The sequence below is a fragment of the Bradyrhizobium sp. Kon37 genome, assembly GCF_055807535.1.
This window is the reverse complement of sequence record NZ_JBVVOY010000005.1, coordinates 211,109-232,322: the sequence shown is the minus strand read 5'-3', so window position 1 is coordinate 232,322 and position 21,214 is coordinate 211,109. Positions and strand designations below refer to the sequence as shown.

Genomic DNA, 21,214 nt, shown 5'->3' with positions numbered 1-21,214 from the left:
CTGTGCCTCGATCATATCCGTTCTCAGCTCAACCCGCTATCCCGATCGCTCTTGAGGACCGTGCCGGAGCGCTCGTCTGAGCTCGCCGAACTGGTTGAACATGACGATGAGAGCGATTATTCCGGCGCCAAGCTCTGCGAGAGCTTGACTGGCTAACAGTCCGTTAAAACCCGCTACCAGCGGGAATAACAGTACGGCCGGTATGAAGAGATACCCCTGCCTGGCCAAGGACACAATTGCACTGAGGCGCGCTCTCCCAAATGACTGAAGCATTGCCGTCACGAAACTCTGCACCCCAAACAGTCCAAAGAAGAGATGGAACACGATGCAGGTCGAGACGGCAATTTCGGTGACGTACTCGTTATCGCTAAATAGGCTCACCAAAGGCCTCGCAAAAATCACAACGGCCGCAGAATACAGCACCGAGAATGCGATCGTCACGAAGAGCATGAACTTCGCAGCTCTCAATATATGAGCATAGTCGCGTGCGCCCCAACCGAAACCCAGGATAGCTTGAGCGCCAATACAGAACCCGGTGATCGGCAGTGCGCCGACCATCAAGATACGCACAGCTATTCCAACCGCGGCGATGGAATCGTCGCCGAACGGCGCAGCAGCTCCGTACAAGAGCATAACGGCAAGAGCAGATAAGATACTCGTCATTGTCGCCGGCGCGCCTACCAACGCGAGCTGTCTGATGCGATCTGCTCGCAATGATATGTGAGATATCCTGACGAGAACCGTCCCGCCAAGCTTCGTAAAATACACGATATACAGTCCGACAGCAGAGATCTGAGACACCAGCGTTGCGAGGGCTGCGCCTCGCACGCCAAGGTCAAGTGAAAATATGAAGACGGGATCAAGCACAGCGTTCAGGATAAACGCGGTCATCATCACCCACATGCTAAATCGTGTATAGCCTTCGGCTCTTACAATGAACCCGCTGACGGTATTTAGTAGCATCGGGGTGTACCCCAACAAAACCGTTCCCGCGTAGTCGAGCGCCACGGGCATGATGGTTGGGGTTGCTCCGAGCGTTGCAAATATCCCTGGCAGATTTGGAAGCAGAGTGAGGGTGACTATGATACCGATCGGAGCGGCGAGCGCGAGTGCCGTGCTTGCGCCTCGACTCGCTTCTAGGTACTCACGAGCGCCCAGATGACGAGATATGAACGACGCTGCTCCAACACCGATCCCCTGTCCGGCTGCGGCGAGCAGGACCACGATCGGCAAGGTCATGCTAACAGCTGCGATCGCCTGCGCGCCTAGGGCGCCAACAAAGATCGCATTGACGACCTGCTGCAGCGCATGGATCGATAATCCAACAACAGACGGAATGGCGAGCCGCAGGATAAGACTCAAGAGATTCTGGTCCGATAGATCGACGTGCTGTTTTTTCTTTGGCATCAAATTGCGCTTGCTGTCGAAGGCGAATTCTGTATTCGGTCCATTCACGGACGAGTGAACTTTTCCAAATTCGACGATGGCGTACTCAGCGCAATCCTCTCCGGATCTGCTCTGGCAGGCCGTGATCGCCTGGATAGGTTGACGTTTTCAAAGCTGATTTTTGCCTGGGCATACGCCTCCCGTCAGTTGTAGCGAATACTGACTGAGGTGTTCGAGGGTAGCCCCCAGGTTCTGCTAGTCATATTGTGCCGTTCCGCCCTTTGGTTGAGCATCCTGCCTCGTTGCGTTCACTTCTCGGGATGATGATCGGCGGCGAAACGCGGCCAGACCCTAGAGCCTCAAGTTGGTTTTGGCATCTACCGGATCTTGTAGTAGACGCTCCATCATCGGCATGGCACAAGCAATGAACGTGCTCAGAACCACTGTGGTGGTTCGATGATGTCCTGCAATCTGTACACGATATCGGGTTCCTCAGCGCGATCGAGACGAACGGCAGGCTGCCGGCCCCGGCCAGCGTGGTGACTGGATTTGCGTCAGTAAATCGCGCCGCGCTGGCCGTCACTCGCGGACACGAACTGAAAATTCGTGTGGCCGCAACCGGCAGCCTGCCAGACCGGTTCGATGAGCGTGGCTTGGACAATTTCTGCTTCGATCGAAAGACCGCCCTGACGCCGTCGAGCGGCGGGCTATCTCGTACTGCCTGGCTCAGCCGAAATGGCGGCTCAGCGTGCCCTCCCACAAACACTCGGCATCACATGAAGATATCCCAAGCATTTAAGTTCGAGGCAGCGCACCGACTTCCAAACGTCCCGCAGACACATCGCTGTCATCGGGTGCATGGTCATTCCTATCGCGTCGAGGTCGTGCTGAACGGGGCAGTCGATCCGCACACCGGATTCGTAATGGATTTCTTCAACATGGAGGAAGCGTTTGGCCTTCTTATAAAGAAGCTCGATCACCATTGCCTGAACGACGTCCCGGGACTGGAAAATCCGACGGCGGAAAATATCGCCATCTGGATCTGGGAGCACGCGAAACCGCGCCTCGGGCAACTCTCGAGCGTGAGGGTGTACGAGACGACGGATAGTTGGGCGGAATATGACGGGCCCGATCGCTGAATTCAGCGCTCATTTGGGACTGTGTCGATGCGGCGCGCCTGTCGTTCTTCGGCTCAGAAGCGGACTTGCTCGATCTGCGATTCGGCTATTCATCCGCCACGCCCGCGGCCAGATTTCCGCGCTCACAGAAGAGCCCTTGCATCCGACCGGAGCGCCCGGTTTGGCTATGAGGACACCCATCACGTGACCGCATTCGAAAAGCTTCCGGCCAAACGATTCGGAATTCCGCGTTGTACTAACCGCGGAACGATCTGAGGGATTCGTCCTCAGGAGCGAATTCGATGCTGATTGTACCGGCGAGACGACCCGCCATCCCGGACGCTGCGGCTGGGCGACTTGGTGCTGCAGCAGGTCGGCGCTAGCCGCCAATCGAGGAGCACGGGTGGATGCAAGATCGCGCAAGCCCGCATGTGCGCAAGCGTGCCATAGACATCGCCGTCAATACCCCCCGTTCGAACTTCGACGGGCGAAGCCTCAATTGAAGCTGGCGAGGTGCCGGACTCGAGCGTCCGCGCTGACTGGTCACGGATGCATCCCTTGGCCGACTGGTTATTTCCACCCAACCAATAGCTGCCAACCGGGCGAACAGCTGTCCACAGGAACCGATGCCTCGCCCCGCCGCATCCGATAGAGTGCAGTCAGGCCCGCACCGACCACGGGTTCATCCCGGGAACCTCCGATCCCCAAACCTTAGCCGAAATGGCGGCCGCGCTCGAGTAATCGCCGGACTATCGCGTCTTGGCCGGCTCGTTTCGCGCCCAAAATTGGCGGGGATTGAATTTCTTGGCAACTATCTAAGCCTGCAGCAAATCAGCGGTCTCTTTTCAGACAGCAATTGCAGCGCGGTCAGGAAGTGAATAATTCTCCACCAAGAACCAATTGAAAAATGGGTACGCCACCCATTCGGGGAACATGGATTCTGTCCCTGTCCCGGGCGACGTCAATCTTGCGAGTTATGCTGCCGTGATGTCCGGCAAATCACGTGGCGGTGGCCTGCTCGGTCAGGTAACAACAGCATCCGCCTGTCGGAGCAGAAACGGATCCGCGACGCGCTCTTCGCCGAACACATGATTCCCCCCAAGCTTCGCACCACCGGCTTGAAGCTCCGGACGCGCAAGGGACCGTGAAACCCTCCCAGGCATCCGTCGCTCACCACATCTGCACAATGAAGCGGCCGTATTTGGTCGCGATGTAGTCCTTCACCTCGGGCAAGCAGTAGATCGAGACGAAGCGCAGCAGCCGCGGATCATCCTTCCTGTCCGCCGCCATGAACTGCAGGCACCCAGTGCGATCAAGTTACCGCGGTCGGCGAGCAGCGCCGCTACGCTAGCGGCGCGATCGAGCAATCCGAGTTGATCGTTAGGATCATCGCTTGGCCAGGTGGGCATCGGATGCTCCGATGAAGGCGAGCTCGGCGGCGTTCTGGACGTGATCGGAACTCGCGTCGGCGCGGTGATCCGACGCGATCGCGACATAGAGCGCCGGCAGCACGAAAAGCGTGAACAGCGTGCCGATGGACATGCCCGCGACGACCACGAGCCCGATCGAGAAGCGGCTCGCGGCGCCAGCACCCGTTGCGGTCAACAAAGGTAAGAGGCCGGTGACCATCGCCGCGGTGGTCATCAAGATTGGGCGGAGGCGGACGCGCGCCGCCATCTCGATGGCCGAGCGGGAATCGAGTCTCTCCTTGAGCTGCAGCTGATTGGCGAACTGGACCATCAGAATACCGTGCTTGGATATCAGCCCAGCCAATGTCAACAGTCCGATTTGGGTGTAGATGTTCATCGTCGCCAAGCCAAAGAATAGCGGGATTAAGGCGCCGGCGATTGCCATGGGAACGCTGAACATGATGATGAGGGGATCGCGCAGACTTTCGAACTGCGCCGCGAGCACCAAGAAAATGACGATGAGTGCAAACGCAAAGGTGATGACTAGTTTGTTACCCTCCTGCACATATTGACGGGCGTCCCCGAGGAAGTCGTGGCTGAACTCTGCCGGCAGTTTCATTGCCTCGACGTCGAGGAAGTCCACAGCCTGACCGATCGTGACGCCGGGCATCGGTACGGCTTGGAAGGTCGCGGAGTTGAGCTGGTTGTAGTGGGTGAGTGCGTTCGGATTGGTCGCAGTCTCGATGGAGACCACGGTCGATAGCGGCAGCATCGAGCCCGCCGCTGTCTTGACATAATAGCTCCCAAGTGATTCCGGCGTCAGGCGTTTCTCGCGCGGCACCTGCGGGATCACTTCGTAGGAGCGGCCCTGCAGGTTGAAGCGATTGACGTAGTTTCCGCCAAGGAGGGTCGCGAGCGCGCTACCGACGTTCTGCATGGTGATGCCAAGGTCGCTCGCCTTGGATCGATCGACCTTGATTCGCACCCCCGGCTGGTTGAACTCAAGGTCAGAGTCGCTGACCATGAACAGACCGCTCTTGCGCGCGGCATCCTTCAGCTCCGACATCTGCTCGTAGATGTACTGGAAACCGAGCGTCGACTTGATCACCATCTGCACTGGTAAGCCGCCCGAACCGCCCGGAAGCGGCGGCAAGCTAAAGGCAAATGCGTTGATGCCTTCCAGTTTGGACAGCTCGGCCTGGACCAGCGATTTCAGCGCGATCGATGAGCGGTTGCGCTCGGCCCAGGGCTTAAGCAACATCCCGGCCATGCCGCCCTGCGGACCGCTGATGCCGTTGAGCACGAAGCGAAAATCCGTCTCGGGAAACTTCTGGAGTGCCTTGTCGAGCTTGGCGCCGTAATAATCCAGGTAATCAATATTGGCGTATTTCGGCGCTTTTGTCAGTGCGAATACGATGCCCTGATCCTCCTCGGGTGCGAGTTCCTTGGAAGTGTGCATATACAGAAAGGCGACGAGGCCCAGCATGGTCAGCGCAAACAGCCCGGTAATCGGGCGATAGTCGAGCGAGCGGTCGAGCTTGCGGCCGTACCAGCGCGTCATGGCGCTGAACACACGATTCACAAACTTTGCAAACCGCCCCTCTTCAGCGCTCTTCAGGAAGACCGCGCACATCATGGGCGACAGCGTCAACGCGATCACGCCCGACACGATCACCGAACCCGCCAGTGTAAACGCGAACTCGCGGAACAGCGCGCCGGTGAGGCCGCCGAGAAAGCCGATGGGCGCGTACACGGCGGCCAACGTAATCGTCATGGAGAGCACGGGGCCGACGATCTCGCCCGCGCCATTCGTAGCGGCCTGCGCGGGCGACGCACCTTCTTCCATATGGCGATGAACGTTCTCCACCACGATAATTGCGTCATCAACCACAAGACCGATCGCAAGCACCATCGCAAGGAGGGTCAGCAGATTGAATGAGAACCCCAGCGCCAGCATCATACTGCAGACGCCAATAATGGACAGCGGAATGGTGACGACCGGAATGATGACAGACCGCAGGGAGGCCAGGAACAGGAAGATCACCAACACCACGATCGCGACCGCCTCAAGGAGCGTCTTCTCCACCTCGTCTATCGATGATTGGATGAACTTGGTGGAGTCGTAGGCCACTTCCATCTTCAGCGATGGCGGCAGGCTGCGCTTCATTTCTGGAAGCAGTGCCCGAACGCCTCGCGCTATGTTCAGTGGATTACCTTCTGGGCTCGCCTGCACGGCGACGAAGATCGCGTGTTCGCCGTTCATCGCGACGCTGGCGTTTGTGCTCTGCGCCGCAAGCTCGACTGTCGCGATGTCCTCCATGCGCACAAAGCCGCCGTCGTTGGCTTTGACGATCATGCGCTTGAAGTCATCAACACTCCGCAGATCAGTGTTGACCGTGACGTCGGAGAGAGTGAAATAGCCCTTAGTCTGGCCGGCCGCAGCCTGGAAGTTGTTGGCCGCGATTGCAGCCGAAACATCAGCTGGCGACACGCCGTGGCCCGCCATTCTCGCGGGATCGAGCCATAACCGCATCGCAAAACTCTGGCCGCCGAGGATGTCTGCCGCTGCGACGCCGTCTACAGTTGACATAATCGGTTGCACCACGCGCGAGAGATAGTCGGAGATCGCGCTGGCCGTCAGTTCTTCGCTGGAGAAGGCGATATACATGACAGCTGTGGTCTGACCGGCAGATTTGGTGACGACCGGATCGTTCGATTCCTTAGGGATTAAATATTTGACCGAGTTGACCTTGGAGAGCACTTCAGTGAGCGCCTCGTTGGGCCCGAAATTGAGCTTGATATAGACCTGGATCGTCGAGGCACCGAGCACCGAGGAGGACGTAATGTAATCAACGCCTTCGGCCGAAGCGAGCGCTTGCTCAAGGGGCGTGGTGATGAACCCCTGGATCATGTCGGCGGAGGCGCCAGGATAAGAGGTTGTGATATTGACGACCGTGTTGGTCAGCTTAGGATATTGCCGGATTGGCAAAACGGTGGCCGCACCAATGCCGGTCAGCAGGATCAGGAGACTGACGACGATAGACAATATCGGACGTTTGATGAAGAGCTCGGTAAATGCCATCGCGATGCTCGCATTCAAGAGACTGACGGAAATTCGCCAGTAAGCCAGGCTACAGCAACAGTCATCAACGCGGCGACTGTAGCTAGGGGACCTTCTCAGGGTAGAGCCCCATGTTTCTCTTAAGCTAGCAACCGCCCCGGGGGGTCCGGCTCGAACCAGTAGAGCTGAGCCTCTGGGCAAAGCCGCAGACAATGTAAAGAGTCAGCTCCGTCGTAGCAGCCGATGTCCAAGATCACTGGGTCTTGCTTCTGGAGGGAGCACACAATGTGCTGATGGACCTCCAACGCGGAAGTGGGCTGACGTATTTCCATTTAACCTCGTCCCACGCCTCAATGGCAGCAATGCCTTGCAGCACACTTATCAACTCAGCTTAGGATTTCGCGCCGCCCCACCCTTCGGACGATCCAGCTTCGACGCTGAAACTACAGACAAGCCGACGGGCAGCTCAACTCTACAGAGGTAAGCCGGGGATATAGAACGGGTTGCATAACCTATACCAACGTTTGTCGACGAGCGACGCCCGCATGAGCCGCGCGAGACTTGTGATGTTGCTCGAGAGCACAGGCGTTTCCCTTCGGTCTTGTGCTTCACGATGAACCGGCCATCTTGGGTCCGCCCGCAAAGTAAGTGAACCCCAGGAAGGCGAAGGTCTCGGCCACCGCTCGCTGCGCGGCTGACGCGGGAGGGCCGCGAACCGCGCCCAACTCGATCAACCGGGTTTTGTCCGCATGGAGCGCCGGCCAGTCGCGCCTTGAGGGCCAAGAGCATTTCCTGGGCATCTGCCTTGCTCTCGAAGCCGATGACGAAGTCGTGCGCAAAGCGCACGGTCACAACGCGACGGCGTGCATGGCGACCGCTCCAGTGGTCGACCCAGCGATCGAGGAGGTAATGCAGGAAGATGTTGGAAAGGAGCGGACTGATCCTGCCCTTTGCGGCGTGTGTCCTGCTTCTCGCCGCTCTCACGAACGCCAGCTCGCAGCCGCATCTCGATGAGCTGCAGGATACGAGGATCGCCAATCCTGTGCGCCACCATCCGCAGCAGCCACTCGTGGTCGACCGAATCGAAGACACTGGATATGTCATGATAGCCGGATCCAGGGCATCAAGCTCCATCTGAGGATCCCGCCCCGGCCGGAGGCCGTAGGAGAACCCGAGGAATTCGAGCTCATAGGCGGCGCTCAACACCTCGGCCACCGCGCTTTGGACGATCTTGTCCTCTAGCGGCCGGCACACCGAGAGGCCGCCTACCCCCGTCGGCTTGGGGATGTAGACGCGCCGCAGCGGCTGTAGCCGGTAGGGACAGTGTGGACCCGTGCGCAGAGATCGCGGATTGGTCCGTGAGCCCCTCTTCGTACTTTGCCTCCCTCAGCCTTCCGGCCGCCAGCTGACCGGCCCGGCCCTCTTGCCGGCGAACCGGTTGCCCGAGCGCCAGTTACAACATGCTGAGGAACACGAGTATTTCTGACAGTGCTTTTCGCGCCCTACTGCGGAGCTCACGAAGACGCGATTGCTGGCTCTTGGAGCCTCGACGCAAGAGCGATCGAACAAGCGGAATAAGAAAAGACCCAATCATCGAAGGGTCCTTGGGGTCGGACCACCGCGTCTGGGCTGAACGTTACAGTTCGCCGGGGCTCTGCGGCAGCCACTACAATCTGTGGGGAACCGAGGACGGCTCCTACGCACCGGGCACCCGCACCCGCACCCGATAACAAACTTACGCCGCCGACAGTATTTTTACTCCGCTTTGCTTAGCATTTCTGCTCTGGACTACGCGCCTCATCGCCAGGAATGCCCTCACGCACGCTGCGGCACTTGACGAATTTCATTTTCATTCGACGCTGCCGAAGCCAGCATGAGGGACGCGTTGCGAGTAATCGCTGCGGCTTGGCCGTAGCGCAGCGCGGAAATTTACGCTAGCTTCCGCTCGCGAGTTTGCAAATGCCTACCCGCATTCGATCTTTCCGAAGACAACGAGCGACCATTCGACCGCTTGCCCCCTCCCATCCTCAGAGCTGGGATAATCCGGACAATGAGGAAATCTGGTTTGAGTTGGCGCGCGCCATCGGACGTCAGATCGCACGGGATGAAAATCATGGCTCGGGGCAGCCGATAGAGGACCGGCATGACGACACCGTCATCGAAGAAAACGGCCGTAATATACGCGCGCTATTCGAGCGACATGCAAAAGGCGAGCTCGATTGACGGTCAGCTGTTACTCTGCCGCAAGGTCGCATTGCGCAACAACCTCGATGTCGTCGGCGAGTTTGTGGATGCCGCAAAATCTGGTCTTACCGAAGGTGCGCGGGACGGCTATCAGCGCTTGCTCAACGGTGTGCGAAGCCGGCAGTTTGACGTAGTCGTCGTTGAGCATTTCGACCGCTTGTCGCGCGATCCCGCAACCATCCAGCGTCTCAAGCAGGTTTTCGAGTTCAACGGCGTTGAGCTGATGGATCAGAAAGGAGTCTACGCGACCGCCACTGACATTAGCATCGCAAGTCTGTACAACACGATTTACAAGCCGCAGCTCGCCGAAAAGGTTCGGCGCGGCCATGACAACGCTGTTGCGAACGGAAGAATTCCGGGCTCATACGCCTATGGTTATCGGCCAAGGCCGGGCGCGCCCGGCGAGCGCGTAATCGATGAGAACGAAGCAAAGATTGTGCTCCGCATCTTCAAAGAATATGCAGCGGGCCGCTCGACCCGAACTATCGCCGCTGACCTCACCCGCGAAGGCGTGCCCTCACCAGGGGCAACTCGTCACAAGAACAAGGCGGGTCGCACCACCTGGAACCATCAGTGCATCACAGGCGGTCGGCATGGTCGCGGCATTATCGGCAACGAACTATACATCGGCGAGATACATTGGAACGTTCGCTCGACAATTCTTAACCCAGAGACGCAGAAGAAACAGAAGCGCCGCAATCCGGCAGAACGCCACATTATCGTCAAAAAGCCAGAGCTGCGGATCGTTCCGCAAGGGCTCTGGGATCTAGCGCAGAAGGTTCGTAGGGTGCGCGCGGTGTCTATGTTCGGACCGACTGGCCAGCCGCGGCGTCGCGCCGTGAGTCCGCGCAACAATGAGCACCCGCTTGCCGGTGTGCTCCGGTGTGGCGTCTGCAACGGCCATATGCGAATCGCTCAATCCTCGCGTAACGGTGCGCCGCGCGCGGCATGCGCGAGTGCGCATCAGCGGGGCACCTGCGAGCACACCCGTAGCTTTGATATGGACGTTCTGCTCGAGGATGCCTCCGAAAAAATCCAGGTGAAATTGCTTTCGCCGAAAGCCATTGAAGAGGCGATGCGTACTTGGAAGGAGGAGCGCAAAAACGATCGGAACAATGGTAGCGAACACAATAAGCTAGAGCGTCGACGCCGCGTATTGACTACCGAGATCGAACGCCTCTCTTATGCCATCGCAAATAGCCGCCGCAAGCCGGACGAATTGCTCAAGCGGATCGATGAGTGCGACCTGGAGCGGGAAAGCGTTGAAGAGCGCTTGCGGCTGCTGGGCGGTGGCGGCGAAAATATAGTTGGCTTCGATCGCCCGAAATTCAGTGACCGATACTCCTCGGAGGTTAGAAGGCTTATCACCGCGCTCAAAACCAATCCGAAGGCGATCGAAACTCGCATTGCCTTCCGCAACTTGATTGAATGCATAGTAGTGCATCCGGTTCGCAAGCGGATGCCCTACGAATATACGCCCTACCTGAACAGCTCCGCGCTTTGCGGAAAGAACCTTTTTCCCGAAAACCGCAGCAAGGAGCGAGAGATCAGCACGTTTGCATACTACGACAATGGCAAGTCAGGGAAATCCGTGTCCTCGTAGTAGACGCGGACCTGCATATGGTGGCGGCCGTCGCGGATCTCGCCGTCGAGATGAGCTGTCATTTCGCCTTAGAGCTTCTCTGTCTGCGAGTTTCCTCGAGAAACTCTTCCAAATTCCAAGGCACAACACGAGCTAGCGTTACATCGGCCATCCCTTCGTCAATGGCAGATCTAAGCGTGCACAACTTCTCAATGTTATCGCCAGCTTCCTGCATTATGCGATGCTAACGCTTCATTCGCCGCCGCACAATCAGGTACGGCGATACTACGCCACCACCGGCCCCCGACCCAGCGTCACCTCGACGATCTCCGGGGGCACACCGACGCGGAGCGGCATGATGCTGCAACCGAGGCCGCCGGAGATGATGACGTCGCATTTCAGCCGGACATGGCCATAGGCGAGCCGGATGCCGTGCTGCGGCGGAACCGCTGGCGACCAGCCGAGCAGGCGGACCTGGCCGCCATGGGTGTGGCCGGACAGTTGCAGCGCGACGCGGGCGGGCACGCGCGGCGCGATATTGGGCTCATGCGCGAGCAGGATGATCGGCGCGTCGTCGGTGACCTTGGCGAGTGTCGCGTTGAGATCGTCGGCGCCGAAGCGCCCCGTGCTCCGGAAGCGTCGCGCCGGCAGAAAGGCGAGCTGATCGCCGAGGCCGGCGAGCCAGAACGCGCGGCCATCCTTGGTGAGCCGCACGACGTCGTTCTCGTAGACGGGAATGCCGACCGCCTCCAGCGCGCGATGCGCGACCGTCGGCCCGTGCCCCACCTGCTGCACGGTCCTGTCCGCCCAATAGTCGTGGTTGCCCATGACGGCATGGACGCCGAGTGGCGCTTTCAGGCCGGCCAGCACCTTGGCCCATTCGTTCGCCGGAATGATGCGCGTGACCTGGTGCAGGCCCGCGACATAATCGCCGAGCAGCACGATGATATCCGCGTTCAGCGCATTGGTGCGATCGACGATGGCTTCGATCCGCTCCAGCGACATCCAGGGATCGCAGGCATGGATGTCGGCGATCACGGCGATCTTCAGCGGGAAATCCGCCGGCCATTGCCGCGGGGTTGGATGATAGCGGGTGACCCGAAGCCGCAGCATCGGCTCGACGCCGACGCCATAGGCCGCGGTCGAGACGCCGAGGGCGGATAGGCCGCCGATGGAACGGAAGAAATGACGACGCGTGATCATGGCAGCCCGATCGTGATGCAGTTTGCTGATGCGACCCTATTGGAGCGGAAATGGGGTGCGTTTGTGCAGACCCTCTGCACGAGATGACCGGAAATTCATGACGGCCCGACCAGGCTGCACTTGCGCGGATCAGTCGTCGCTCTCGTCGGTGCCGAACAGGCCGAACTGTGCCGCCGCATCGCGCGAGGGCTCGTTGATGCCGAGATGGCGGAAGGCGTGCGAGGTGAGCAGGCGGCCGCGCGGGGTGCGCTGCAGATAGCCACACTGGATCAGATAGGGCTCGATGATGTCCTCGATCGCGTCGCGCGGCTCGGACAGTGCGGCGGCCATCGTCTCGACGCCGACCGGGCCGCCGCCATAGTTCTGCGCGATGGTGGTGAGGTAGCGGCGGTCCATCGCATCGAGGCCGGCGGCGTCGACCTCGAGCGCGCTCAGCGCGTGGTCGGCAATCTTGCGATCGATCCGGTCGGCATCGGCCGCCGAGGCAAAATCGCGCACGCGGCGCAACAGCCGGCCGGCGATACGTGGCGTGCCGCGCGCGCGTCGCGCGATCTCGTTGGCTCCATCCGCGCTCATGCCGACGTTGAGCACGCGGGCGCCACGGGTGACGATGCTCTCAAGCTCTTCGATCGTGTAGAAATTCAACCGGATCGGAATGCCGAAGCGGTCACGCAAGGGATTGGTGAGCAGGCCGGCGCGCGTGGTGGCGCCGACGAGAGTGAATTTCGACAACTCGATCTTGACCGAGCGCGCCGCCGGGCCCTCGCCGATGATGAGGTCGAGCTGGAAATCCTCCATCGCGGGATAGAGCACCTCTTCCACCGCAGGGCTGAGGCGATGGATCTCGTCGATGAACAGCACGTCGCGCTCTTCGAGATTGGTGAGCAACGCCGCAAGATCGCCGGCCTTGGCGATTACCGGGCCTGATGTGGCGCGAAAGCCGACGCCGAGCTCCTTGGCCACGATCTGCGCCAGCGTGGTCTTGCCGAGGCCGGGGGGACCGACGAACAGCACGTGATCCAGCGCCTCGCCGCGCTTGCGCGCCGCCTCGATGAAGATGGACAGATTCTTGCGCGCCTGCTGCTGGCCGACGAAGTCCGACAGCGATTGCGGGCGCAGCGCGGTGTCGCCGACATCATCGCTGCGGCGCTCGGGCGTGACCATGCGGGGGGGAGTGCTCATGCGGGCAGGATAACACGGTGCAGCGGTTTCGCGAGCCACCAGCACAGGCTGGCCGGGATGACAGCAACGATGGCGAGCATGGCGGAAAGCTTCAGCGCCTCAGGCGCGGAACGGACGCTCGGCAAGATCACCGCCGAGGTTTCGGCGGGCACAACGAACATGCCAAACCCGACGAAGCCGGCGGCGGCCACGGCTGCGGCGAGCCACGCCATCCAGATCATGTTGAGGTCGGCGTAGACCGCGGCCAGCGCGAATAGCAAGCCGGCGGCGACTGCAGGAAGGAACGAGGCGAGAATGGTGGCAATGGCCAGCAGCACGATCGCGATCGAAATCAGGGCGCGCAGCGCCTCCAGCTCGAGGAGCGCAAGAAACATCTGCAGCACCGCGGCACCGAGCATCGTCACCACCACTGAAACCAGCGCGGCGACCGTCAGCGGCCCCACAATGGAGAAGATCACGACGATACCGGCCACGCGCGAAAGGCGACGAAAAACATCGGCGACGGGATTGGCGCGGGCCGCACTCACTTCGACAGCTCCTTCAGGCCCAGCCGGATGAGCTGCGCGGTCTCCGCGCTCTCGCCCGCGCTGCGCGAGGCCGATGCGATCGCGGCCGCAGCCTGGGGCTGGCCGTAGCCGAGATTGACCAGCGCTGAGATCGCGTCCGCGACCGGCCGCGGCGCGCGCTGGTCATCGACAGCGCCGGCGAGGTGCACGACCGCCGGATCGACATTGGCGAAGGCCGGCGCCTTGTCCTTCAGTTCGGTGACGATGCGCTCGGCGACCTTGGGGCCGACACCGGGCGTGCGCGCGACCGCGGCCTTGTCGCGCAATGCGATCGCGTTGGCGAGGTCGGACGGCTGCAGCGTGCCGAGCACGGCGAGCGCGACCTTGGCGCCGACGCCCTGCACGGTCTGGAGCAGGCGAAACCATTCGCGCTCCTGGTCGCTGCGGAAGCCGAACAGCTTGATCTGATCCTCGCGAACATAGGTCTCGATCGACAGCACGGCTGCCTCGCCCGGCGAGGGCAGATGCTGCAGCGTGCGCGTCGAGCAATGCACCTGATAACCGACACCGCCGACGTCGAGGATGACGAAATCCTCGCCGTAGGAATCGATCAGGCCCTTGAGCTTGCCGATCATAAGCCGGCCACCTTCAGCCGGAGCGCGGTGCTCTGGCGATGATGGGCATGGGTGATGGCGATGGCGAGCGCGTCGGCGGCGTCCGCGGACGGCGGATCGGCCTTGGGCAGCAAGATCTTGAGCATCATCGCGATCTGCTGCTTGTCGGCGTGGCCGGCGCCGACCACCGTCTTTTTCACCTGGTTCGGCGCGTATTCGGCAACACTGATCCCGAACATCGCGGGCGCGAGCATGGCGACGCCGCGGGCCTGGCCGAGCTTCAGCGTCGCGACGCCGTCCTTGTTGACGAAAGTCTGTTCGACCGCGGCTTCCATCGGCTTGTGACCGGACAGGACAGCGGCCAGCCCCTCATGGATCGCGAGCAGCCGGCTCGCCAGCGGCAAATCGTCAGGCGGCTCCACCGAGCCACAGGCGATGTAGATCAGGCGGTTGCCCTCGGCCTCGATCACGCCCCAGCCGGTGCGGCGCAGGCCAGGGTCGATGCCGATGATGCGAACGGGGCCACGAATCGGGAGCGTCGTCATGGGCCAGTGATAGCGGCTGGCCGCCGCGGGGGAAACAGAAACAGAACGGAAGTAACAGGGGAAGTGGCCCCTACCCGCCCATCTTCGCCAGCAGCGCGTCCGAGACCTCGAAATTGGCGTAGACGTGCTGGACGTCGTCGTGCTCGTTGAGCAGGTCCATCAGCTTCAACAACTTCTCGCCGGTCTCGTCGTCCACCGCGACCGTGTTCTGCGGCTTCCAGATCAGCGCGGCCTTGCGCGGCTCGCCGAACTTGGCTTCCAGCGCCTTGGCGACGTCGCGATAGCCTTCGGTCGATGCGTAGATCTCGTGGCCGCCTTCGCTCGAGATCACGTCGTCGGCGCCGGCCTCGATCGCGGCATCCAGCACCGCATCGTCGGAGGCGACGCTGCGGTCGTATTCGACGATGCCGGTGCGGTCGAACATGAAGGACACCGAGCCGGTTTCGCCGAGATTGCCGCCGGACTTGGTGAAGAAGGAGCGGATGTCGGAAGCCGCGCGGTTGCGGTTGTCGGTCAGCGCCTCGACGATGACGGCAACGCCGCCGGGGCCGTAACCCTCGTAGCGGATCTCGTCATAATTCTCGCCGTCGCTGCCGAGCGCCTTCTTGACCGCGCGCTCGATATTGTCCTTCGGCATGTTCTCCTGGCGCGCCGCGGTGATGGCCGCACGCAGGCGCGGGTTCATGTTGGGGTCGGGCGTCCCCAGCTTGGCCGCGACGGTGATTTCCCGCGCCAGCTTGCCGAACAGTTTCGACTTCTGGGCATCCTGCCGCCCCTTGCGGTGCATGATATTCTTGAATTGGGAATGTCCGGCCATGCGTGATCTTCTCTAGGGGAATCGTGCGCCAAGGTGAGCGTGGGAAGCGCGGCCTTATAGGCCGCCACTCCCCTGGAAAGAAAGAGGCTCTACGACTTTAAGGTAACACCGTATGGGCCCGTGCCTAGATGTCAGGCATCGTTAACCCTGATTTCATTCCAGGCTGCGAAAATAGCGTCTGACCGTCCCCCGACAAGAGAGACCTGATGGCGTTCGGACTATTTCGGAAGCGTCTGCCGGACATGGCTGCAACTGCGGCTGCCCCGCAGGCTGCGCAGCCGGCGGCCCATTCCGAGCCTGACCCGGCCGTCGAAAGCGATTCGGCCAAGGAAATCCTGGAACTGCTGGAACTCGAGCTGGGCGCCATGATTCGCCAGCTCGAGCGCGCCGCCAATTCGGTGGCCGGCGGCGCTGAGGCAACCGCCACGACGCTTGCCGCCATTCGCGACCGCACCGACGCCCTCACCGGCCGGACCAACGCCGCGCAATCGAACGCCTCCACCTTCGCCCATGCCGCCGACAAGTTCACCCAGTCGGCGCTGGGCATCGGGGCGCAGGTTCGCGAGGCCGGCAAGCTCGCCGACGAGGCCAGCGCCGCGGCGCAGGAAGCCCGCGCCAACGTCGATCGCTTGCGCGAATCCTCGGCCGCCATCGGCAACGTGGTCAATCTGATCGCACAGATCGCGCGGCAGACGACGCTGCTCGCGCTCAACTCGACCATCGAGGCCGCGCGCGCGGGCGCTGCGGGAAGAGGCTTTGCGGTCGTCGCCACCGAGGTCAAGGCACTCGCGGTGCAGACCCAGGGCGCGACGGAGGAGATCACCAAAAAGATCGACGCGCTGCAGCGCGACGCCGCCGGCTCCGCGGATGCGGTGCACCGCATCTCGCAGGCGATCGAGGCGATCCGCCCGGTCTTCGAGACCGTCAACGGCGCGGTCGCCGAACAGAACGCCACCACCAGCGAAGTCTCCGGCAACGCGACAAGCGCGTCGCAGTTCATCATCTCGGTCGGCGAAAGCGCAGCGGAGATCGATGCTGCGACCAAGGCGGCCGAGAGCCACGGCGAGAACGTCGCCAGCGCCGGCAGGGCGGTCACCACCTTCGCGCAGAAGCTGAAATCGCGCTGCGCGGTGCTGCTCAAGCAGAGCGAGCACGACGACCGCCGCAAGACCGAGCGGCTGCCCTGCCATCTCAAGCTCGAAACCGCCCGCGGCGTGCTGCCGGTCTACGAGATAGCGATGGACGGCGTGCTGATCGGCGGCGTGGAGGCGGGCCGCCTTGCATCGCAAGCCATGGTCGAAGGCACCCTCGAAGGCGTCGGCGCCTGCCGCCTGCGCGTGGTGGAGCAATCCAAGGCCGGTGCCCGCGCGCAATTCGTTAGTCCCCATGCCGAGCTGCGCGAGAAGATCGAAGACCGGCTCTGGTCGATCCACGAAGAGAACACGGAGTTCGTCACCCGCGCCATGGAAGCGGGTAACGCGCTGACCGCGATCTTCGAGCAGGCGGTTGCCCGCGGCGAGGTGAAGATCGACGACCTCTTCGACACTGACTACGCCGAAATCGCCGGAACCAATCCGCAGCAGTACCGCACCAAATATCTGGACTGGGCCGACCGCGCGCTGCCGGCGTTCCAGGAAGCCTTTCTGGCAAAGGACCCGCGCATGGCGTTCTGCGCCATGGTCGATCGCAACGGCTTCCTGCCGGTGCACAACCGGATCTACTCGCATCCGCAGCGGCCGGGCGATGCCACGTGGAACACGGCCAACAGCCGCAACCGGCGGATGTTCAACGATCCGGCGGGGTTGGCCGCCGCTCGCAACCTGCGCTCGTATCTGGTCCAGAGCTATGCGCGCGACATGGGCAACGGCAATACGGTGATGATGCGCGAGATCGACGTCCCGATCCGCGTGCAAGGCCGGCACTGGGGCGGATTCAGGACGGCCTACAAGCTCTAGTGCGCGCTCAGGCAAGACGCCAACGCGCGAATCACCTCTTAAGACCGGAATTGGAATGGGAATGCCGCGGAGAGCCGGCGAACGGCTCTGACTGGAGGACTCTCAAGACATGTCCGTCGTACAACTTGCAGTACTGGACACCGGCTCCAACCGAACACTTGCCGAACGGCTGATCGATCAGCTCGCCGACCGCATCGGCGGCCTCGGCGTGGAACTCGCTGACATCGCCGGCAACGTCCAGGAAGTCGCAAGCCGGGTCGCGAACCAATCGGAACGGTTTCATCACCTCCAGGAAACCGCCGAGACGATGGTGTCGGCCAACCACGACATCGCCAATGCGTCGCAGGCGGTTCAAACGACCACGTCGGCGGCGGTCGGCGAGATCGCGCAGTCGCGCGGCGCAGTCGATGCCGCGGTCAGCCACATCTCCGAGCTCGTTGCAGCGGTGGAACGGATCGAGGCGCGGCTCAGCGCCGTCGGCTCCGCGCTGGCACAAGTGGCAAAAGTGTCCGGCTCGATCGAGGCGATCGCGAAGCAGACCAACCTGCTCGCGCTCAACGCCACCATCGAGGCGGCACGTGCCGGCAATGCCGGCCGCGGCTTCGCGGTGGTCGCAAGCGAGGTCAAGAACCTCGCGGAAGCCACCCGCCAGGCCACGCACCAGATCTCCGACACCGTGCGCGATCTCGACGGCCAGATTGAAGGCCTGATCGGGGAGAGCAGCGATGCCTCGCAGCGTGCGAAGACGGCCGGCGAAGGCGCCCAGCGGATCTCCGGCATCATCTCGCGGGTCCAGCAAGGCTTCGCCTCCGTGGAGGCGGAGATCGGCAGCGTTACGCGCGCGGCGACCTCCAACCTCGGGCATTGCGACACCGTCATCAGCGAGCTCAACGAGCTCGCCAAGGGCGTCGACCTCTCCTCGCGCGATCTCAAGAACGCCGATCAGCGCGTGACCAAACTGCTCGACACGTCAGAAGGCCTGATCGCACTGATCGCCCACAGCGGCGTGGAGACATCCGATGCACCGCTGATCCGAATCGTCGTCGATACCGCCAAGCGGATCTCGGATGAGTTCGAAGCGGCCATCGGCCGCGGCGAGATCACGCTCGACCAGTTCATGGACCAGAACTATCGGGAAATCCCCGGCACCGATCCCAAGCAGTACAACACTGACTACGTCGAATTCACCGACAGCGTGCTGCCCGCGATCCAGGATCCGATTCAGAAGTCCGATCCCCGCATCGTGTTCTGCGTCGCCTGGGCCAAGGGCGGCTATCTGCCGACGCACAACCCGAACTACCGCCTGCCGCAGGGCAAGGACCCGGTCTGGAATAACGCCAATTGCCGCAACCGCCGCCTGTTCACCGATCGCGCGGTGCAGAAGGTCGCGGCCAACACCAAGCCGTTCCTGCTCCAGACCTATCGCCGCGACATGGGCGGCGGGCAGTTCGTGCTGATGAAGGACCTGTCCTCACCGATCATGATCCGCGGCAAGCACTGGGGCGCCTTCCGGATGGGCTTTCGGCAGAGCTGAGGACCGCTCCAGCGGCCCTTGGAGTCAAAAACCTGAAAACAACCCCATGCACAGTAGCCAGGGCGAGCAGAATCAATGGCTTAAGTGCCCGACGAATCCGTGGCCTAGGCGGCTCGTAAAGCGGTTGCGCCGTCGGGCAAAACAGGTGCATCCTGCTATTATTCCGAAATCTTCAGCCCCTCCTCTTCCCTTCTCCCCTTCCGAGAGAAGCCGATTTCGATAGGCCGCGCGCTGCACGGCCTTCCGGGCCTACGCTGAGGTGGCCCGGTAGCTGTGCGTGCCAAATCAACGGACTACTTCTTTTGCTCGGTGGTCGTCGCAGTGGCCGGGGTGCCGTCGCGAGCGTCCCGTCGCTCGTCGCGTCCTGTACGCCGTGCTTGCCGCCGCTCCGTGCGGCCGGCGCGGCGCTCCTGCCGCCGCTCTGTTCGCCCGCTGCGCCGCTCCTGGCGGCGTTCCGTACCCGACTTAGGCGCGTCTGCTGGCGGCGTGGTAGGCGCGGCGGCTGGCGCAGTGGTTTGAGCAACAGCCTCTGAGGTCGCAAAAATTGAGGACGAAGCCACAAGCCCAAACACCCCTGCGTATCCAAGGAAGGTGAGTGCGTTGCGACGACAGACCTGTTTCGGCTCCGAACGTTCATTCATGTTGAGGCTCCCGGTTGCTGCCCCGTCAGAGCATGTCACCAGCGCCGGTCGCCGACTTATTGATCTGGATCAACTTCGCCGGGCGCTTCAAGCCACGTTGGGATTTCGGTCGATGGGATCGACACTCTCGGAAAGTGAGGGATGATAGTCCCTGCAGTGACGATCAGTCCGTCGTTAAATTTGGTTCGCGCAAAATCCTTAGCTGCCGCTTCGCTTTCAAACGTGTTCGTTAGACGCGGATGTCGCCGTCTTGACAGTGTGCCGTCCGGCGGCACTTCAAAAGTGACGTACCAAGTGTGTTTCATGCCCTAATGCCGCCCCGGCGGTACTAGTGCCTATCCCTGCCAGACCAAGAAAAGCCGCCACCGGGACGAAACGATGACGGCTTCTTGCTGGCTTGCGAAACCGGCTTTTACCGCCCGGCTCCAACGCGATTGACGCCACCATTCGCATTGCCACCGGCGTTGTGGCGGACTGCGGCGCGCGCCACCGGGCGCGGCCTGAGCACGACGCCTGCCCGAGCAACGCAACCCGCCGGATATTCTACGTACTGGCAGTAAATCACTGCCTTGGCTGGGGTTGGACTGAGCGACAGGGTTGCAAGCCCAAGCAGGCCGCTGGCGGCGATGCCCGCGACCGTCGCTGACTTGATCGAAAGAAGCTTCCTCGGATGCATGGCGGACCTCCCTCTTCGCACTTGCGTCACCGAAAGGTGACGGAAACCGCCTCAGGTGCGGCTGAACATAGCGTAGGCGTCGCAGTGCGCGGGTTCGATTGATCTACATCAAGCTCACGCGCGGAGTGAAGCCGCAATCTCGCGAGCGGGGCCTAGTGAATTCATGGAAGGGTTCCGTCATGCTCCGCTATATTCTCGCTTCTCTTGCCGCTTTCGTTTTGCTCACCGCCTGCTTGATCCCCGATGATGCCGAGGCTCGGCGCGGCGGAGGTGCCTATCGGGGCGGCGGCGGTTATCGCGGCGGTGCGGTCGCAGTTCGAGGACCGCGGGGCGGCGGCGCTGTTGCGGTGCGCGGCGCAGGCTATCGGGGCGGCTATCGCGGCTATGGCTATCGGGGCTACGGTGTAGGAGCGGCAGCGGTCGGCGCGGCTGCCCTTGGCACTGCTGCGTACCGCCGCAGTTGCTACGATGCTTACGGAAACTATATTTGCGCCTATTAATCCGTGGCGACGCGCGATAGGCCGGCTTGGCCCTCTGTGCACGCAAGCAAGCGCTGGCGGTGACCGTCCGACGATGGCGATCCTGCGTGATCGATCTGCAGGTACTCTGGGCGACGTGGCCTATCGCGGGGGACCGCGCGACGCCCCGCTATGAACTCTTGCGGACCTGTTTGTGTCAGAATCGCCCCGTAGTTTCCCCTTGTCTCCACTTGTTGATAATCTGATCGAGCAGATACGGTAC

14 protein-coding genes and 1 pseudogene are annotated in these 21,214 nt (G+C 61.7%); 5 read left to right on the top strand and 10 right to left on the bottom strand.

From position 1 onward, the window contains the following. Positions 1–36: 36 nt before the first annotated feature. A complete protein-coding gene (locus tag AC0L3J_RS14590; RefSeq protein ID WP_473347442.1) occupies positions 37–1,455 on the bottom strand; it encodes an MATE family efflux transporter in 1,419 nt (472 codons plus the stop codon). A 707-nt stretch (positions 1,456–2,162) separates the two neighbouring features. On the opposite strand from AC0L3J_RS14590, the gene queD reads away from it, so the two are divergent. After that, the gene (gene queD / locus AC0L3J_RS14585; protein ID WP_473347479.1) at positions 2,163–2,525 is read left to right on the top strand and encodes a 6-carboxytetrahydropterin synthase QueD; all 363 of its coding nucleotides are present in this window, start codon (positions 2,163–2,165) and stop codon (positions 2,523–2,525) included. 1,365 nt (positions 2,526–3,890) lie between these two features. On the opposite strand, the gene AC0L3J_RS14580 is transcribed toward queD, so the two are convergent. Continuing rightward, complete coding sequence (locus tag AC0L3J_RS14580; protein ID WP_473347441.1) at positions 3,891–6,995, bottom strand: efflux RND transporter permease subunit; 3,105 nt, start codon at positions 6,993–6,995, stop codon at positions 3,891–3,893. Between the two features lie 2,122 nt (positions 6,996–9,117). Here AC0L3J_RS14580 and AC0L3J_RS14575 point away from each other — a divergent pair. Beyond that, entirely contained in the window at positions 9,118–10,821 is a 1,704-nt protein-coding gene (locus AC0L3J_RS14575; protein WP_259217620.1) for a recombinase family protein, read from the top strand. Here the strand turns inward: AC0L3J_RS14575 and AC0L3J_RS14570 are convergent. From AC0L3J_RS14570 to AC0L3J_RS14540, 7 genes and pseudogenes are all read right to left on the bottom strand, one after another. After that, a pseudogene (locus tag AC0L3J_RS14570) lies at positions 10,803–10,883 on the bottom strand (acyl-CoA thioester hydrolase); the annotation flags it as partial. The gene AC0L3J_RS14575 and the pseudogene AC0L3J_RS14570 overlap by 19 nt on opposite strands. A 202-nt stretch (positions 10,884–11,085) precedes the next feature. Beyond that, complete coding sequence (locus AC0L3J_RS14565) at positions 11,086–12,003, bottom strand: metallophosphoesterase (protein WP_473347440.1); 918 nt, start codon at positions 12,001–12,003, stop codon at positions 11,086–11,088. Positions 12,004–12,132: 129 nt separating this feature from the next. Further along, entirely contained in the window at positions 12,133–13,185 is a 1,053-nt protein-coding gene (gene ruvB, locus AC0L3J_RS14560; protein ID WP_473347439.1) for a Holliday junction branch migration DNA helicase RuvB, read from the bottom strand. Next, the gene (locus AC0L3J_RS14555; protein WP_473347438.1) at positions 13,182–13,712 is read right to left on the bottom strand and encodes a hypothetical protein; all 531 of its coding nucleotides are present in this window, start codon (positions 13,710–13,712) and stop codon (positions 13,182–13,184) included. The genes ruvB and AC0L3J_RS14555 overlap by 4 nt, the downstream gene beginning before the upstream one ends. Beyond that, positions 13,709–14,326 (bottom strand): Holliday junction branch migration protein RuvA, encoded by a 618-nt coding sequence (gene ruvA / locus AC0L3J_RS14550; RefSeq protein ID WP_027515524.1) that lies wholly within the window; start codon positions 14,324–14,326, stop codon positions 13,709–13,711. Before ruvA ends, AC0L3J_RS14555 begins: the two co-directional genes overlap by 4 nt. Beyond that, complete coding sequence (ruvC, locus tag AC0L3J_RS14545; RefSeq protein WP_473291880.1) at positions 14,323–14,850, bottom strand: crossover junction endodeoxyribonuclease RuvC; 528 nt, start codon at positions 14,848–14,850, stop codon at positions 14,323–14,325. Before ruvC ends, ruvA begins: the two co-directional genes overlap by 4 nt. Before the next feature lie 70 nt (positions 14,851–14,920). Next, positions 14,921–15,667 carry a YebC/PmpR family DNA-binding transcriptional regulator gene (locus AC0L3J_RS14540; RefSeq protein ID WP_473291877.1) on the bottom strand — a complete coding sequence of 249 codons (747 nt, stop codon included), beginning with the start codon at positions 15,665–15,667 and terminating at the stop codon, positions 14,921–14,923. A 206-nt stretch (positions 15,668–15,873) separates the two neighbouring features. Here AC0L3J_RS14540 and AC0L3J_RS14535 point away from each other — a divergent pair, with 206 nt between their 5' ends. After that, a complete protein-coding gene (locus AC0L3J_RS14535) occupies positions 15,874–17,622 on the top strand; it encodes a methyl-accepting chemotaxis protein (protein ID WP_473347437.1) in 1,749 nt (582 codons plus the stop codon). A gap of 109 nt (positions 17,623–17,731) precedes the next feature. Next, positions 17,732–19,156 (top strand): methyl-accepting chemotaxis protein, encoded by a 1,425-nt coding sequence (locus AC0L3J_RS14530; RefSeq protein WP_473347436.1) that lies wholly within the window; start codon positions 17,732–17,734, stop codon positions 19,154–19,156. A 1,053-nt stretch (positions 19,157–20,209) separates the two neighbouring features. On the opposite strand, the gene AC0L3J_RS14525 is transcribed toward AC0L3J_RS14530, so the two are convergent. Continuing rightward, a complete protein-coding gene (locus tag AC0L3J_RS14525) occupies positions 20,210–20,473 on the bottom strand; it encodes a hypothetical protein (protein WP_007599963.1) in 264 nt (87 codons plus the stop codon). A gap of 179 nt (positions 20,474–20,652) precedes the next feature. On the opposite strand from AC0L3J_RS14525, the gene AC0L3J_RS14520 reads away from it, so the two are divergent. Next, complete coding sequence (locus tag AC0L3J_RS14520) at positions 20,653–20,973, top strand: hypothetical protein (protein WP_473347478.1); 321 nt, start codon at positions 20,653–20,655, stop codon at positions 20,971–20,973. Positions 20,974–21,214: the final 241 nt, after the last annotated feature.